A 16,471-nucleotide genomic window follows, 5' to 3' on the forward strand; every position below is an offset into this window, starting at 1 on the left:
CTTCATAAAATTATTCGTTCATCATTTTTTTCTTTCTATTAATCTCTTTTTTGCTATTTACTATGGATATTACAATAAATCCAACTATGGTCATTATATATGGAGTCATATGGATAAATTCCACAGGGATTTTAAAGGCCTGTAAATAATTGGATAAAGTATCTGCAAATCCAAATAAAAGGGATGCTAGTAGTGCTCCTATGGAAGTATTTCCTGCAATGGCCCTAGCAGCTAATGCTATATATCCCCTTCCAGCAGTCATACCTGCTGAGAACCAAGATACATATCCCATAGATAGAAAGGCTCCTCCTAGACCTGCAAATACACCACTCATACAAAGGGAAATAAACTTTATTTTAAATACATCTATACCTACAGATTCTGCTGCCTCTGGCGATTCTCCTACAGCCTTAATTCTTAGTCCTAGGGACATATGATTAAATAATATATACATAAATATTATAGATACTAATCCCACATAAGTTAAAATATTATGACCTGATAATATGGATCCTACCACAGGCATATCCTCTATTATGGGAATATGTATATTAGGTAATACTAAACTATTTAAAGATGTGGAAGTTCCCTTGTCTCCCGTTAAGGATGATAAAAGAAATACAGTTCCTCCTGCTGAAAATATATTTATGGCTATACCCGTTACGATTAAATTAGATTTTAATTTAAAAGCAAAATAGGCTAATACTATACTTAGAATAATTCCAGCTATAACTGCTGCCATAAGTCCTATCCACACACTTTGACTATAAGCACTAAATATTACTCCCATTAGGGCTGCAGTTAACATGGTTCCTTCTATTCCTATATTTATGGCACCTGCCCTACTGGCTACTACGGCACCTAGAGTTGCAAATAAAATTGGAGTAGTGGCCCTTATGACTGCAAACCAAAAGGCATCATTTAATATCATTTCAAATAAAGATTCCATATTATGCCACCTCCACATTTTCATTTAAATATTTTTCTTTAGCTTTTTTATCTTCCTGTCTCTGTTTCCAAAAGGCCAGGAACCTTTCTGCTGCAATTAATAAAATCATAACAGCTTGTATAATAGCTATTATTTCATTATCCACATCTGCCCTTCTAGACATCATATCTGCTCCTATTCTCAAATAGGATAAAAAAAAGGCAGCTAGTGGAACATATTTAGGATTATTCCTAGATAAAAGGGCTACTATAACTCCATCCCAAGCATATGAAGGAGGTACATCCCATAAAAACCGCTTATACATTCCTGACATTTCAATAGCTCCACCCATTCCTGCAATAGAACCTGCTATAAATTGAGAACAGATTATAACCTTAGCCGTATTAATGCCAGAATATCTTGCAAAATTTAGATTATCTCCCACCGTTCTGATCTCATATCCCCATTTAGTTTTATATAAATAGATATAGACTAAAACTATAAATGCTATGGCTATGACAAATCCAAAATGAAGCCTAGTACCAGGTAAAATCCTTGGTAATCCAAAGGACTTTTTAAACTTATAGGAGGCAAATACACTGGCCTTTGGATCCCTTAAATAGTAATTAACTATATATAATCCAAAGAAGTAAAAAATATAGTTAAACATAAGGGATGTAACTAATTCATTAGCCTTCCATTTAATTTTAATTATTCCTGGTAGCATACCTATTGTTCCACCCACAAGACCAGCACAAGCCATACCTATTAGAGGATGTATTCCCATGGGTGCTGCAAATTTTATTCCCACAAAGGCCGCAATAATAGAGCCCATATAAAAGCATCCATCTGCAATTAAACTAAAGTTTTTAGATTGATATATTATAGATAAACCAAGTCCTGTACAGATTAAAGGAATCATCATCTCTAATACATAAGAAAAATACTTTAATCTTTGTAGTGGTCCAAATAGGAAATTCTGTAATGAATAAATTGGGGTTTCACTGGTGAAAAAAATTATAATAGTCGATATACTAAGGGCTATTAAAATTGCTAATGAGGTTCTTAGTGCATCAAATTTATTTATACTATTTTTTAGCCTATTCATTTGTAGCCCTCCTTATTTCTTCTTTTTCTTGCCTCTTAACTCCTAACATATATAATCCTAATTCTTCCTCTGTCACGTCCTTTGAGTTAGGGAAGTATCCTGCTATTTCACCTTCATTCATAACTATTAAGGAATCACTTAAAGTCATTACCTCATTTAAGTCAGCAGAAACTAATAATATTCCCTTCCCCCTATCTCTCATGGCAACTATTTTCTTTCTGATAAACTCTATGGCTCCCACATCAATACCCCTAGTAGGTTGATTTACAATGAGAAGGTCCGAATCAGAACTAAACTCCCTTCCCACAACTACCTTTTGAATATTTCCTCCAGATAGACCTTTAATAGGAGACTTTTCACTATCCGTTTTTACGTTGAAATCCTTTATCAAACTACGGGAAAGATTATTTATTTTATTTTTATTTAACCAAAAGCCCCTCTTAGTCAATTCCTCACTGGAATATTTTTCAGAAATAAAGTTTTCTTCTACACTCATATTAGGGGCAATCCCCGTATGCATCCTATCTTCTGGTATATGGGACATTCCTAAATTACGTATTTCTTTAATATTCATCTTACCTATATTTTTATTCTTTAGGAAAACGTCTCCCTTATTGGCCCTTTTAAGTCCTGTAATAACTTCTATTATCTCTGATTGGCCATTACCTTCCACGCCAGCTATACCTACAATTTCACCACGTCTTACAGAGAAGGATACGTCCTTTACTGCACCCTTTCCAAATTCGTCCACATAACTTACGTCTTTAACATTTAATAGGACTTCTTCTGCTTTGGGTTCTTTCTTTTCTATATCAAGCTTTACATCTCTACCAACCATTAACCTGGATATATCATCTTCAGAAACTTCATCCACCTTGTATACTCCCATGGATCTCCCATCTCTCATAATAGTCAATCTATCACATAGTTTTTTTATTTCATGTAGTTTATGAGATATGAATATTATTGTATGGCCTGATTCTTTCAATAATTTGAGTTGTTCAAACAATTCTTCAATTTCTTGAGGAGTTAATACAGCAGTAGGCTCATCTAATATTAGTATTTTAGCTCCCCTATATAGGGCCTTTAGAATTTCTACCTTTTGTTTATTAGAAACGGATATATCCATTATTTTAGATTTAGGATTAACGGGTAAATTGTATTTCTCTGATAATTGTCTTACATGTTCTATGGCCTTAGATTTATCTAAGAAGACACCCTTTTTTATCTCACTTCCCAATACTATATTTTCAGCCACAGATAAGCTAGGTACTAGCATAAAATGTTGGTGAACCATTCCTATTCCATTACTAAGAGCATCTAGGGAAGAATTCATATTTAATTCTTTTCCCTTTAGAAACACCTTACCTTCCGTTTGTTTCTCCATTCCAAATAATATTTTCATAAGTGTTGACTTTCCCGCACCATTTTCACCTATAAGAGCATGTATTTCTCCTTCTTGAACAGAAAAATCAACTTCATAGTTTGCCACAACTCCACCTGGATAAATTTTCGTTATCTTATCCATCTCCAAAAATTTACACATCAATTACACTCCTTAAGTGATATGAAGTCAGCACTAGGCTGACTTCATATTATTAATAAATAATTATTTTACAGATTCTTTTAGTTGTCCTATTTCTTCACTGCTAAGACCAAAGGCTGAATTAACTTTAATTTCTCCTGAACCAATCTTACCTTCTATCTCTAAAACCTTGTCTTTAATCTCTTTTGGTACTATTTCTTCATAATACTTATTCTTAGAAAGACCTATAGCTCCTTCTTCTAAACCAATAGATTCTTTTTTACCTGTTGGAATATTCCCTTCAAAGTACATATCTAGGGCACGAAGTAATGATTTATCTACTCTTTTTAATGCAGAACTAGCTATTTTATTTGCCTTCTCTGGCTTATCTTCAAATAGTAATGCTTGATCTGAATCTACTCCAATTGCATAGGTATTCTTTTCATATGCAGCTTCTATCTGTCCAAGACCTGCTCTACCAGCCACATTAAATCCTATATCTACACCCTTAGTATCATATTGAATTATGGCTAACTCTTTAGCTTTAGCTGCATCACTAAAGGAATCTATATAAGAAATATCTACCTTTATTTCTTCATCAATATATTTAGCTCCCTCAATATATCCTACTAGGAAATCGTTTATTACTGGAATATCCATAGCACCTAAGAAACCAATCTTCTTATCAGGATTAATATTATCAACATCTGTTGCTGTAGTCATTTGAGCTGCCAATACACCCGCTAGGAAACCTGCTTCATTTTGCTTATATAAAATTGAATATACATTATCCAAACCTTCAACTTCATCATAACTTACAGCCGTATCAAACAATATGTAAGTTTTATCTGGATAATTTGGTGCCACTTCTTCTATAGGCTCTTTCATATGGAAAGTTCCCGTAATAATTACATCCCAATCTTCCTCAGATACGTCTTCTAGTGTGGGGATAAACTTAGTTTTGTCAGATCCCATTTCAATAGTTTTTGTAACTACCTTATCACCATATTTTTCTTTAATTAGGTCTATTCCTCCCTGGGATGAATCATGAAATGATTTATCACCTAAAGAACCTGATACTAATAAAGCTACCTTTGTTACTTCCTTTGTTTCTTCTCCTCCATTACTAGCTTCTTCTGGTTTTGAACCACATGCACTTAAAGAGAACATGATACAAAGAACTAGCAATAGGCTTAATAATTTTTTCATATAACCCCACCTCATATTTTTTTATTAAATTAACAACCTAACCAGGATTTTAAATACTCTTCCCTTGATAATCTTGGTATATTGTTATTTTTTATTTCTTTACTTAACTTGCCATGATCCTTTAATAGATCATATATACTCATGGCTATTATTTTAGCTGGTATTATGTAGGCCATCTCCTCATCCACAATGGAAAAATCAGAACCATGGACATTTCCAGAAAAGCCACTAAATCCAAACTGAATAGTAGGAATTATAGAAGCTAAGTCTCCTATGTCTCCTGATGCCATGGACTTTTGACCATCTATTATATTTTTTTCATCTATAAACTTATCCATATTATTTTTAATAACTTTAGATAAATCCTCACATTGTTTAAGGGGCATGTATCCAACCCTATCTTTTATTAAACATTTACCACCTACTGCATAAGCCCCTGCTTCAAAGGCTCTGTTTACCTTGTGATTTGCATCTATTATAGATTGAACATCTCCACCTCTTACATAAGCCTCAATCTCAACCTTCTCTGGTATTGAATTAACCGTATGACCTCCATTTTTAATTATTCCATGGACCCTAATATTGTGATCATCAATGAAAGTCTCCCTTTGAGCATTTACTGCTGTTAAACCTATTACAGCAGCATTCAATGCATTTATTCCTAAGTGAGGTGCAGCTCCTGCATGGGCAGCCTTTCCAATGTATGTTATGGTCTTTTGAATAAATCCATTTAAGGATGAATTAATATCTGTCATTCTACCTTCTACTCCACCCATAGTATGACATGAAATAACTAGATCAATATTATCAAATACCCCCTTGGATATCATATCCTGTTTACCAGAACAATATTTTATTTTTCCTTCTTTTATTAAACTTTCCCTATAATCAATATCAGTAAATTCTTCTGCTGGTGCTCCAATAAAGGTAACAGTTCCCCCTATTTCTTCTAATATTTTAGATTCCTTTAATGCCTTCATAACGGCCAACATAATGGCTATCTGATTTGAATGGGCACAAGTATGGGCGGCCCCCAAATCATCACTTGAGTATTTGTGTCCTCCTGTTGGAACTGCATCCATTTCTGCAATAATTCCAATATTTATACCATGACCATTTCCTATAGTAGCTTTTAAACCAGTAATAGATATATTTTCTTCTATGGGTATATTCAAATCCTTTAGGTATTTCTGAATGATTTTTGAAGTCTTGTACTCTTTAAATCCCAGTTCAGGGTTTTTAAATATATGGTTCCCTATATTAATTAATTCCTCAGAATTATTATCTATAATATGGCATAACTTATCTTTAATTTAAAACACCCCTTTCCATTACTAACGTATTAGTCAATCTTTTTCTGTATTTTTCCTTATATTACTACATATTACTACAATTTTACTTTTAAGTAAATTCCTGATTTCAACAGAAAGCACAAAACGATACCTTACTATGGGTATCGTTTAATTACTAAGGCATATGAAAGAAATAAACTAGTCAGTTCTCTGAGAAATTTGGATTATTTTCAAGGCATGGTAAGCGAGCATATTAAACATATGTAAGCGATTCCATAACGAAGAAAATCATTCAAATAACCAGTGAAATGACTAATTTATTTTTTGAATATGCTTAAAATATTCTGTTCTAAATTTTTTTGTGAAACTCCTTCCCAAGGTCACATGAAGCCCACTTTATAATGGGATTATAACTGAAAAGGAAAATCATTAATAACAGTCAATAGTTTTTTTAAATTTTATTGTTCTTTCATGTTTTGGATTATTAAAAATCTCATGGGGTGAACCTTCTTCAACAATATTTCCTCCATCCATAAATATAACTCTATCTGCCACTTCTTTTGCAAATCTCATTTCATGGGTAACAATAATCATAGTAGTATGTTTTTTTGCCAATCCTCTTATTACATCCAAAACTTCTCCTACAAGCTCCGGGTCTAATGCAGATGTGGGTTCATCAAATAACATAATTTTAGGCCTTACAGCCATGGCTCGAGCAATTCCAACCCTTTGTTGCTGTCCTCCTGATAGTTTTGAAGGATAGCTATCTTTTTTATCCCCTAGTCCTACCTGCTCTAATATGTCTAATGCAATCCTTTCTGCCTTTTTGTAATCCATCTTTTTTACTACAATTAATGGTTCCATAATATTTTGTATGGCTGTTTTATTTTTGAAAAGATTATAGCTTTGAAATACCATGGAAGTGGCTTTTCTCAATCCATATATTTGTTTTTTTGTTGCATTTTCTATATTCACCTTTAAATCTTCAATTTGAATTTCACCTTTATCAGGAACCTCTAAATAATTTATACATCGAAGGAGAGTAGATTTTCCCGTGCCAGAGGGGCCAATCACTGCAACTACTTCACCTTTTTTAATTTCTAAATTAATTCCCTTTAGGACCTCTAATTCATTAAAGCTTTTATATAGGTTCTTTATTTTTATCATATAGACACATCCTAATATGCTTTACTCATCTTAATCTCTAATTTTTTTTGCAAGTACCCAAAGAACCAGATAAGGGCCCAATATATAATAATCACATCTGTGAAAGCTTCAAAAAACCTATAGGCTGCAGCTCCTTCCATTTGGGCTGTAGCCATTATTTCCACTACTCCTAATGTAAAAGCAAGGGAAGAACCCTTTATAATATCAATAAAATTATTGGACAAGGCTGGTATGGCCACCCTTGCAGCTTGTGGCAAAATAATTCTTCTCATTGCCTGAAGATAGGTCATTCCTATGGATAAAGCCCCTTCCATTTGTCCTTTATCTACAGAGGATATGGCACCTCTAATAGTTTCAGACATATATGCTGAAGCATTTAAGCTTAGTCCTATAACTGCAGCCGTAAAAGCATCCATTCCCTTTAAGCTTGGAAAAATCTGAACTAATCCAAAATATAAGAAAAACAATTGTGCTATAAGTGGTGTTCCTCTAAAAAAGGAAACGTATATCCTTGTAATTGGATACAAAATTTTTATTTTAGTTTGAATAATTAACGCAATCATAATTCCAATCATCAACCCAAATACTAAAGATAATACAGACATAAAAAGGGTCACATGGAGATATTTTAGCATTAAGGGAAGTAGCCTCAATGCAAACTTAAAACTGAAAACATTCATATTCTAATCACTCACTAAATTATTACTTTTTTGTGGTATCTAGGCCAAACCACTTTTTAGATAGTTCAGTTAGTGTTCCGTCCTCATGCATCTCTTTAATCACTTTGCTAATCTCTTCTGACATTTTTTTGCCATCTTCACTTTTTGCGAATGGATATGCATTGATTTCAGCACCTATTTCTGTATCTGCTCCCATTAGTTTTACATCTAAATTTCCTTTAGTTATCACTGTTTGAGATTTAACTGCCCCTTGCCAGCATGCATCAAGTCTTTCTATTTCTACTTCCTTTTCTAAAGGAGTTCCATCATAAAATGACATATCTAAACCAAGTTCATATTCTTCATTTAATGCTCTTAATGTTTTTTCTCCATTTCCACCTAACCAAGCTCCAACTTTTTTACCTTTCAAATCTTCTATTTTTTCATAAGGGCTATCTTTTTTTACTATAAAATCGTATTTACTATAAGCATATGGTTCAGTGAAATTATACTTTTCTTGTCTCTCCTTCGTAATGGACATTTGGTGTGCCACCGTATCAATTTGACCAGCATCTAACAATCCAACTAATCCACTAAACTTTGATACTGTAAATTCAATCTTATATCCTGATCTTTTTCCTATTTCATTCCAAAGATCTACTTCAAATCCTTGAAGCTTATCATTTTCTTTAAAACACCATGGATTATATGTACCACCTGTTCCAACTCTCATTACTTTTTCAACCTCTTGAGGTGCACTTCCATCAGTTTTTACCTCTTCCTTTTTACCACATGCTGCAAATAGCATAGTGCTCATTACTAATACTGCTAACAGTATTCCTAATTTCTTCTTCTTAAACATATTAATCCTCCCCTTTTATAAAAAAATTATGTATAACCACAAAGGTCAAGCTGAGAATATTACCATATGTATATAGATTTCGTAACGCTAAGATTTCTTTATACAGTAACTTGCCTATAAGGGAAACCATTGAAAATTTTTGGAACCCTGGAACGTCACAACATCCTATGCTACTCCAACATGACTCATGAACCTATATACTAAGATTCACACTTTCGCTTGTGACAAGGACTTGGGTGGAAAAGATTTTCAATATATTTTCCTGAAATAGGCACACATAAAGCTGGTTTATAAATACGAAATCTATAATTAATCTTCATCTATGATTTTTTCCTATATGTGGGTATATACAGCTTTTTTCAACCTACTTAGTCCTTCTTTCAATACAGATCGTGGACAAGCAATATTTATTCTTACAAATCCTTCTCCTTCTTCTCCATAGGTATATCCTTGATTTAACAATAGCTTTCCTTTACTATGAATAAGATTTTCTAAATCATTTTTATTCAATCCTAGCTCTCTTAAATCTAGCCATACTAAATATGTAGCTTCAGGTTGGATTACCTTTGCTTTTGGGATATTTTCTTCTATATATTTTGTTAAGAATTTTAAATTTTCTTCTATATATACCAATAAATCATCTAACCATTCTTCTCCATGTTCATATGCTGCTTTTAATGCTTCTATTCCAAATACATTTGGCCTTGAAATTCCACAGCTTTCCCTTTCATTTAAAAACTTATTTCTTATTTTTTCATTTGGGATAATAATGTTTGACATTTGAAGACCTGCAATATTAAAAGTCTTACTTGGGGCTGTACAAACAATAGTATTTTGAGCAAACTCCTCACTTATTGAAGGAAAGGGTCTATGCTCATGACCTTTTAATACTAAATCAGCATGAATTTCATCAGATACAAGGATTATATTATTTTTAATACAAATATCTCCAAGCCTTTTTAATTCTTCTTCACTCCACACTCTTCCTACTGGGTTATGGGGACTACATAAAAACATAAGTTTTACCCTATCATCAATTTTTTTCTCTAAATCATGAAAATCCATTACATATTTTCTTCCATCAAACTTCAAAGGATTAGAAACTACATCACATCCATTATTCTTAACTGCCTTAAAAAATGGTGGGTATACGGGGGATTGAATGATTACTTTATCATTAGGGTTAGTCAATGCTTTTACTAGGATATTTAATGCCGTAACAACTCCTGGTGTAAATACAATCCATTCTTTTTTTATATTCCAATTATGACGATGCTTCATCCAATGAATTACTGCATCATAATATGTATCATATCCTCCAGCATATCCAAAAATACCGTGTTCAGCCCTATTCATAATAGCCTCTAATACACACTTAGGAGCCTTAAAATCCATATCTGCTACCCATAAAGGTAGTATATCTTTATCTACAATACCAAATACTTCTTCTAATCCATCCCATTTTATACAATTTGTATTTAAACGATTCCTTACTTCATCAAAATTATATTTCATAAAGACCCCTTCTTTCATATGCCTTATAATCTTACAAATTTCATTATAATTTTCATTTACATAATAATCCAATAGAAAAATCTTATCTTCTCTATCTTTATTATAGAATGTGCTTATACAACAGGTCAGTTAATCCTATTGTCGTAAGTTTTTCCATTCCAATAAAATAAAGGACACGACTTAAATCCGTGTCCTTAAAATTTATCATTAATCATATGTTTTTTCATAAACAATTTATAAAACAGTTTTCTCATGAGTTATATTTTTGACCCTTCTTTTTGAATCTCATGGGTGGCAGTTCTTTTCCTGTGGCAAAAGTATAATAGGATTTTAAAACTTCAGGATACATTCTTTTATCCCTTGGCGTAAGATCCGTGTCAAAATAAATAGTAGTTCTCAATCTTTGCACTTCCTCTTCCCTTTTGACCATTTCATCTAACGCAATTTTATACTCAGCTTCTAACTTACCTAAAACCTCCATGATTTTGTCAACTTCATCTCTACCTTTGTCCTTAATTAGATAATCTCTATAACCTTCTATCTTCATAAAAATCCCCCCTTACTTATATGATAAATGAATTTACAAAAAATTCAATGAATTTCTTTACAAATATTTTCCATGTCATCATATAAAAAGGAATCCTATAGGATAATCCCCCCATATTAGATTCATAATTTTTACTTAAGGTATATTCAAAAAATAAATTAGTCATTTCACTGGTTATTTGGATTATTTTCTTCGTTATGGAGTCGTTCACATATGTTTAATATGCTCACTCACCATGCCTTGAAAATAATCCAAATCCCTCAGAGACTTGACTAGTTTATTTTTTTCATATGCCTAAAGTTTAAATCTTTCAATATTTCCTTGCATAGAATCAGAACGTTCTCTTAGTTCCACACTTGTATCTAAAATATCTCTTGTGGCTTCACTGACCACCTGAATTGTAGCCGCAATTTCCTCCGTTGCAGCCGATACTTCTTCAGATACTGCCGATACAGACTGTACCTTTTCGATAATATTTTCTTTCTTTCCAATCACATCTGATGTGACAACATCAATATGTGTAACCTTTGGAATGACTGCTTCCACTTCACTTATGACATCTTTAAAGGTTTTAATAGAATCTCTAACAATTCTTTCTTGTTCTATTAACTGTACACTTACATGATCTGCCCTATCTACTGCTGTTTCAGCATCATTTGAAATACTACTAATTAATTGGTTTATATTGCTAGAAGATTGTTTTACTTGTTCAGCTAATCCTCTTATTTCATCTGCTACTACTGCAAATCCTTTACCCGCATCCCCCGCTCTTGCCGCTTCAATGGCTGCATTTAGTGCTAAAAGATTAGTTTGTTCTGATACACTATTAATAACCTCTGTAATTTGACTTACTTGTTTAATATTTTCACTTAATATTGAAATATTTTCTTTTACACTGGTAGAAGCTTTATTCATAACCTCTATGGATGATATTAATTTTTCTAACTGATCGTTACTTACATTAGCCTTTGAATTAATTGAATTTGTTTTATTGCTCACTTCTGAAACAAGTTTTGCAACATTATCCATTTCATCACCAAAATTTATTAATTGATTAGTAATCTCTGCTAAATCTTGGGCTTGATAATTGGTTCCCTGTGCCACATCACCTATGGAACTTGCCACTTCATTGGATGAATGATTAATTTTTTCAGCTACTTCATTTAAACCCTTTGCATCATAATCCACAAGTGCTGACACCTCTTTTATTTCTAGCATCATATTTTTCTGTCCCTGTACCATATTTTCAAAGCTATCTGTAAGTTTCCCAAATTCATCTGAACTTTTACTATCTGACCTAATTGTAAAATCGCCTTTTTCAGCATATGCCATTAGATTGATTAAATTATGAATAGGCTTAGTGATAATTTTACCCGTATAATAGGCACCTATCATAGAAATAATTAACACACCTATTAGTATAAAACTTTGGAAAATTAGCATTTCCCGTGCTTGTGCTAAAATTTCACTCTTAGGGACTGTGGCCATAATTATAAATCCATTATCCATTTTTGAAAAACTAGTTATTTTATCTATTCCTTCAAATTCTGTTTCTTGAATACCTAAAAGTTTCTCATCTATAATAGCTTCTAGTTTTGTAAATGCATTACCCCCTAGATCTTTTAGGTTAATCTTCTCCTTTATTGTAGGATGTACAATAATATCCTTATTTGAATTTAATAAGGTAGTATATCCACTAGTATATAATTTCATAGATAAAACATTCTCTTCAATAAATGTAAAATCTATATCCATACCCACAACACCAATTAACTTATTTCCCTTATAAATGGGTGAAGAATATGTAATCACATTAGCCTTTAAATTTTCATCATAGTAAGGATTACTCCATATGCCTTGTCCTCCTTTAATAGGTCTAAAGTACCAGGCTGCATTTTCATTTGAAGGAGTTAAATCTTCAAGGGGTGTAGCATCTCCCACATTTTCATAATCACCCCTGTCGTTTATAAGATATACTGATTGATAAAGCTTATCTCCATGAATTAATTCTGGATTAAATGCAAAGTAAGCATCAATATTTCCCTTTGCACTTCTTGCACCATTATAAACTAGGGGATGGATACTTTTAATAAAAGTGTCCATATAATTAGGATCACTTAATTTACTCTCATCATATATTCCTGAAATGCTATTTCCTAAATTATCTACTGAACCTTCAAGGGAATTCATCATTTTATCAAATTCATTTGCTTTATTTTGTACAGTCAATAACATTTTATCATTTGCATCATTGCTAATAATCTCACTACATTTTACATAGCTCACAGCACTTATTCCCACAGACACTAGTAATGTACATAAAATAATAGCCAGGGCTATTTTGTAAGATATTCTTCTCATACTTGTAACCTCCTCTCCTCTCCTTTTATTTTGCCATTAAGTCATCTATAAACTCATCAATCACATCTGGTGAAACATGGGGCATAATATCAAGATGAGATACGGAGTGGTTATTTTCATCTATTACCTCAGGCATTCCCCATTTTTCTCTAATCTTAGCCCTAGGAGAAGGTTTTAAAATGATAATATTTGAACTTTCATTCCTAAATGGCCTTATATTGGTATCTTTTTCTACTTCCTTCAGCCTTTGTTCCGCATATCTACTAACTTCCATAGTATTTTGTGCAAACTCGCCTAATCCCTTTTCTCCTAACTCACATATTCTTTTCCAAATAACAACAGACATGTATGAATTCTTAGATCCTGTAATAATCGTTCCATATTTATGAAAATAATCTTGAACATCTTCATCCGTATATACATTTTTGCTATTTTCAATAATAGATGTAAGATTTGATATTATTTCATTCATAATAATATCTATATTGCTTTTTCTAAAAATTCCTATACCACATGGAAATGGAGCTCCTAAAAACTTATGTCCACTTACAGCTATGGAGTCTATAGGCATATAATTTTCATCTTCTGGTGATAGTTTAAAAGGTATTATTTCTTCATATGTACTTAAAAAAGGTAAAATATGTCCGTGTAATGCTCCATCACAATGGATATATACTTGTTCTCTAGGCATTTCACATTCCCTTAAAACCTCTCCAACTTTTTTTAACTTATCAATAGAACCTTTCATAGTTGTTCCTAAATTAATATTTATGATAGCTCCTAAGTTTGGATTTAACCTTTTATTTAGGATGATTTTTTCTTTTAATGAAGTATAATCCATTTCTCCCCATATGGGATCATGTTCAACTTTTTCTGTTTTTATATCAAATATGGCTGCTCCCTTTGATAGACTATAGTGAGTCTCTCCAGTTAAAAACAATACCCCATTCTCTTTGAATTTTCTCTTTGCCGTAAGTAATCCTATATAATTTCCTTCTGTTCCACCAGTTGTTACATATCCTGTGAATTTTTCCTGTACCTGTTCGTGGAAAAATATATTTTTATAAAAACTAATAATTTCATTATCAAATTTATCCGTATAAGAAGTATCATATGTAGGATTTTTTATTGTATCTAAATTTAAGTCTACTGAAAAAATTCCATTACATGTATTGTACATAATACTCTCTTTTATTAACATTTCAAACAAATTATTTAATTGACTATCATCCCAAAGTTGGTTAATGGGATAACCCATTGACATGGGTTTTAGAATTTTTAATTTTTCCATAAAGGTTTTGTACCCATGATAATCCTTTTCTAATAATTGATTTTTAGCAAATACTTCACTTAATTCTTCTTCCCTCAGATTCTTTAACTCACCTATTTCATCTAAACTAAATCTATTGAAAAAATAATCATCAAAGAAAAGAAAGTTTCCATTTCTAGAACCAACAACAGTGCTGTCTTCTGCACCTATATACTGAACAGTAGCATCATTAAAATATTTTTGCACTTCCACACTAGTTATTAATAGTCCTGTTAAGTAAGATGACTTTGCACAAGTACAACTAATAGATACAGAGTCAATATATACATGAGATTCATTTTTCTCTAATAGATTCATCCCTCCTGAAAGGACCTTTAGATCATTAATAGAATGAACCATTAAATGAATATATGAATTTGTAAAATTTTTCCTTACTTCCCTAATAATATTTTTTATTTTATTCATCTCTTCTTTCGTATACTGGTTTGGTAATGAAATTGTGAAGAATATACCTTTCTTCTTTAAATCTTCATTTTTAAAATGGCCTAAAATTTCTTTTCCTTCATCTTCCACAATTATTTGTTTCTCTATATTTAACAAAACTGCTGATTCATACATACTCAATGGAATTTTTCCATAACCCATTAAAAGGGTTTCTAATTTTTCTTTTTTAAATTTTGTCTTTGCTGATTTAAGAGCAAAAATTGATGCTTCCTTATGACCTAATGTAAAATATCCAAAAGTATTTGTATCACTTCCTCCATAAGGATTTAGATGTAAATATTTGAATATTTTATTTAATAATTTCAATTCAATTTCCCTTGTTTCCAATCCATATTTACATTGGCCATCTGGATTTCCCACATTGTTAATATGATAGTTAAATAATTTCATTAACACTTCCTTATCCCTATTAGGTAACATATTTTCATCTATATGATTAAAATAATCCTCATAGTTTTTCAATAGCTGTGAGATAAACTCATTATACGTTTGAAATTTTTCTCCATTAAACTCATATTTTTCAGCGATTATTTCTGGTTCTACAAGACAAAGACAATTATTTGAATCTTTCACCCTATTTCCTCCCTATTTTTATGTGATTAAAGCATTTTAATATTATAGTAATCTTTAATCATTACATAACATTACATTATTTAACTAATTTTACAATATTAACCTACAATTTTTTGTCATTTCTTGCGATTTATTTTATTTTTAAATGATTAGGCATATGATTTACCAGTAAAATATATTTTTTTCTATATAAAAAATCACATATATACAAAATATGTGATTATCTGTAATTTCTTGATTATTTAAGCTTTAGGCATATTCAAAAAATTTATTATATTCTTTATAATCTCTTCTAAACTTCTATCATTCATAACTTCCATATGACAATATTTTTTATACAAATCATATCTTTCTTCATACAACTTGAACAAATTTTCCTTCTTACTCAAAAGAGGCCTACTTTCCGTATCTATATCCTCTAATATATTATCTATAGGCCTATTTATAAAAATAATTACTCCATTTCTCTTAATTATCTTCACATTATATGGATTCTTTATTATTCCTCCACCTGTGGATATTACTCCATTAGTTTTTTCACTAACAATCTCAGTGGCCTTCGTCTCCATTTCCCTAAAATAACTTTCTCCTCTTTTGAATATCTCAGGAATAGTTTTTCCTGCTATCTTTTCTATCTCTTCATCTATATCAATGAATACTCTATTCAAATTGTGGGCAACTTTTTTTCCTATGGTAGTTTTTCCACAACCAGGCATACCTATTAATACAATATTTTTCATAATTTATCATCCCTTTGTGTTCTATAGATTTATCATTTTCAAACTTGAGTTATGTGAGCCTACTTCAGGAAAATATATTGAAAATTTTTTCCACCCAAGTCCTTGTCACAAGCGAAAGTGTGAATCTTCGTATATAGGTTCATGTGTCATGTTGGAGTAGCATAGGATGTTGTGACGTTCCAGGGTTCCAAAGATTTTCAATATATTTTCC

At 31.7% G+C, this 16,471-nt stretch carries 13 protein-coding genes; all 13 read right to left on the reverse strand.

What is annotated here, in order from left to right:
- Nucleotides 1-10: 10 nt before the first annotated feature.
- Nucleotides 11-949, reverse strand: a complete 939-nt coding sequence (locus N4A57_RS13470; RefSeq protein ID WP_293658511.1) for an ABC transporter permease — start codon at nt 947-949, stop codon at nt 11-13.
- Nucleotide 950: 1 nt separating this feature from the next.
- The gene (locus N4A57_RS13475) at nt 951-2,036 is read right to left on the reverse strand and encodes an ABC transporter permease (protein WP_293658512.1); all 1,086 of its coding nucleotides are present in this window, start codon (nt 2,034-2,036) and stop codon (nt 951-953) included.
- Nucleotides 2,029-3,582: an ABC transporter ATP-binding protein gene (locus N4A57_RS13480; RefSeq protein WP_293658513.1), complete on the reverse strand. Its 1,554-nt coding sequence runs from the start codon at nt 3,580-3,582 to the stop codon at nt 2,029-2,031. Before N4A57_RS13480 ends, N4A57_RS13475 begins: the two co-directional genes overlap by 8 nt.
- Before the next feature lie 63 nt (nt 3,583-3,645).
- On the reverse strand, nt 3,646-4,770 hold the full coding sequence (locus N4A57_RS13485; RefSeq protein WP_293658514.1) for a BMP family ABC transporter substrate-binding protein: 1,125 nt from the start codon (nt 4,768-4,770) through the stop codon (nt 3,646-3,648).
- 29 nt (nt 4,771-4,799) lie between these two features.
- On the reverse strand, nt 4,800-6,083 hold the full coding sequence (locus N4A57_RS13490; RefSeq protein ID WP_330671521.1) for an amidohydrolase: 1,284 nt from the start codon (nt 6,081-6,083) through the stop codon (nt 4,800-4,802).
- 408 nt (nt 6,084-6,491) lie between these two features.
- Nucleotides 6,492-7,229, reverse strand: a complete 738-nt coding sequence (locus tag N4A57_RS13495; RefSeq protein WP_293658515.1) for an amino acid ABC transporter ATP-binding protein — start codon at nt 7,227-7,229, stop codon at nt 6,492-6,494.
- Nucleotides 7,230-7,240: 11 nt separating this feature from the next.
- On the reverse strand, nt 7,241-7,909 hold the full coding sequence (locus tag N4A57_RS13500) for an amino acid ABC transporter permease (RefSeq protein ID WP_293658516.1): 669 nt from the start codon (nt 7,907-7,909) through the stop codon (nt 7,241-7,243).
- Nucleotides 7,910-7,931: 22 nt separating this feature from the next.
- Nucleotides 7,932-8,750 (reverse strand): transporter substrate-binding domain-containing protein, encoded by an 819-nt coding sequence (locus tag N4A57_RS13505; protein WP_330671520.1) that lies wholly within the window; start codon nt 8,748-8,750, stop codon nt 7,932-7,934.
- A 333-nt stretch (nt 8,751-9,083) separates the two neighbouring features.
- Nucleotides 9,084-10,265 carry a MalY/PatB family protein gene (locus N4A57_RS13510; RefSeq protein ID WP_293658517.1) on the reverse strand — a complete coding sequence of 394 codons (1,182 nt, stop codon included), beginning with the start codon at nt 10,263-10,265 and terminating at the stop codon, nt 9,084-9,086.
- 250 nt (nt 10,266-10,515) lie between these two features.
- The gene (locus tag N4A57_RS13515; RefSeq protein ID WP_293658518.1) at nt 10,516-10,812 is read right to left on the reverse strand and encodes a hypothetical protein; all 297 of its coding nucleotides are present in this window, start codon (nt 10,810-10,812) and stop codon (nt 10,516-10,518) included.
- Between the two features lie 294 nt (nt 10,813-11,106).
- Nucleotides 11,107-13,173 (reverse strand): methyl-accepting chemotaxis protein, encoded by a 2,067-nt coding sequence (locus N4A57_RS13520; protein WP_293658519.1) that lies wholly within the window; start codon nt 13,171-13,173, stop codon nt 11,107-11,109.
- Nucleotides 13,174-13,198: 25 nt separating this feature from the next.
- On the reverse strand, nt 13,199-15,520 hold the full coding sequence (locus N4A57_RS13525; protein ID WP_293658520.1) for a pyridoxal-dependent decarboxylase: 2,322 nt from the start codon (nt 15,518-15,520) through the stop codon (nt 13,199-13,201).
- Nucleotides 15,521-15,762: 242 nt separating this feature from the next.
- A complete protein-coding gene (locus N4A57_RS13530; protein WP_293658521.1) occupies nt 15,763-16,260 on the reverse strand; it encodes a shikimate kinase in 498 nt (165 codons plus the stop codon).
- Nucleotides 16,261-16,471 lie beyond the last annotated feature (211 nt).

This window comes from Anaeromicrobium sp. (genome assembly GCF_025210435.1).
Lineage (GTDB): Bacteria > Bacillota > Clostridia > Peptostreptococcales > Thermotaleaceae > Anaeromicrobium.

Bases quoted from the DNA above. Each gene is read 5' to 3' on its own strand.
- N4A57_RS13470 (WP_293658511.1), bottom strand. From the start codon at position 949: ATGGAATCTTTATTTGAAATGATATTAAATGATGCCTTTTGGTTTGCA.
- N4A57_RS13475 (WP_293658512.1), bottom strand. From the start codon at position 2,036: ATGAATAGGCTAAAAAATAGTATAAATAAATTTGATGCACTAAGAACC.
- N4A57_RS13480 (WP_293658513.1), bottom strand. From the start codon at position 3,582: ATGTGTAAATTTTTGGAGATGGATAAGATAACGAAAATTTATCCAGGT.
- N4A57_RS13485 (WP_293658514.1), bottom strand. From the start codon at position 4,770: ATGAAAAAATTATTAAGCCTATTGCTAGTTCTTTGTATCATGTTCTCT.
- N4A57_RS13495 (WP_293658515.1), bottom strand. From the start codon at position 7,229: ATGATAAAAATAAAGAACCTATATAAAAGCTTTAATGAATTAGAGGTC.
- N4A57_RS13500 (WP_293658516.1), bottom strand. From the start codon at position 7,909: ATGAATGTTTTCAGTTTTAAGTTTGCATTGAGGCTACTTCCCTTAATG.
- N4A57_RS13505 (WP_330671520.1), bottom strand. From the start codon at position 8,750: ATGTTTAAGAAGAAGAAATTAGGAATACTGTTAGCAGTATTAGTAATG.
- N4A57_RS13510 (WP_293658517.1), bottom strand. From the start codon at position 10,265: ATGAAATATAATTTTGATGAAGTAAGGAATCGTTTAAATACAAATTGT.
- N4A57_RS13515 (WP_293658518.1), bottom strand. From the start codon at position 10,812: ATGAAGATAGAAGGTTATAGAGATTATCTAATTAAGGACAAAGGTAGA.
- N4A57_RS13520 (WP_293658519.1), bottom strand. From the start codon at position 13,173: ATGAGAAGAATATCTTACAAAATAGCCCTGGCTATTATTTTATGTACA.
- N4A57_RS13530 (WP_293658521.1), bottom strand. From the start codon at position 16,260: ATGAAAAATATTGTATTAATAGGTATGCCTGGTTGTGGAAAAACTACC.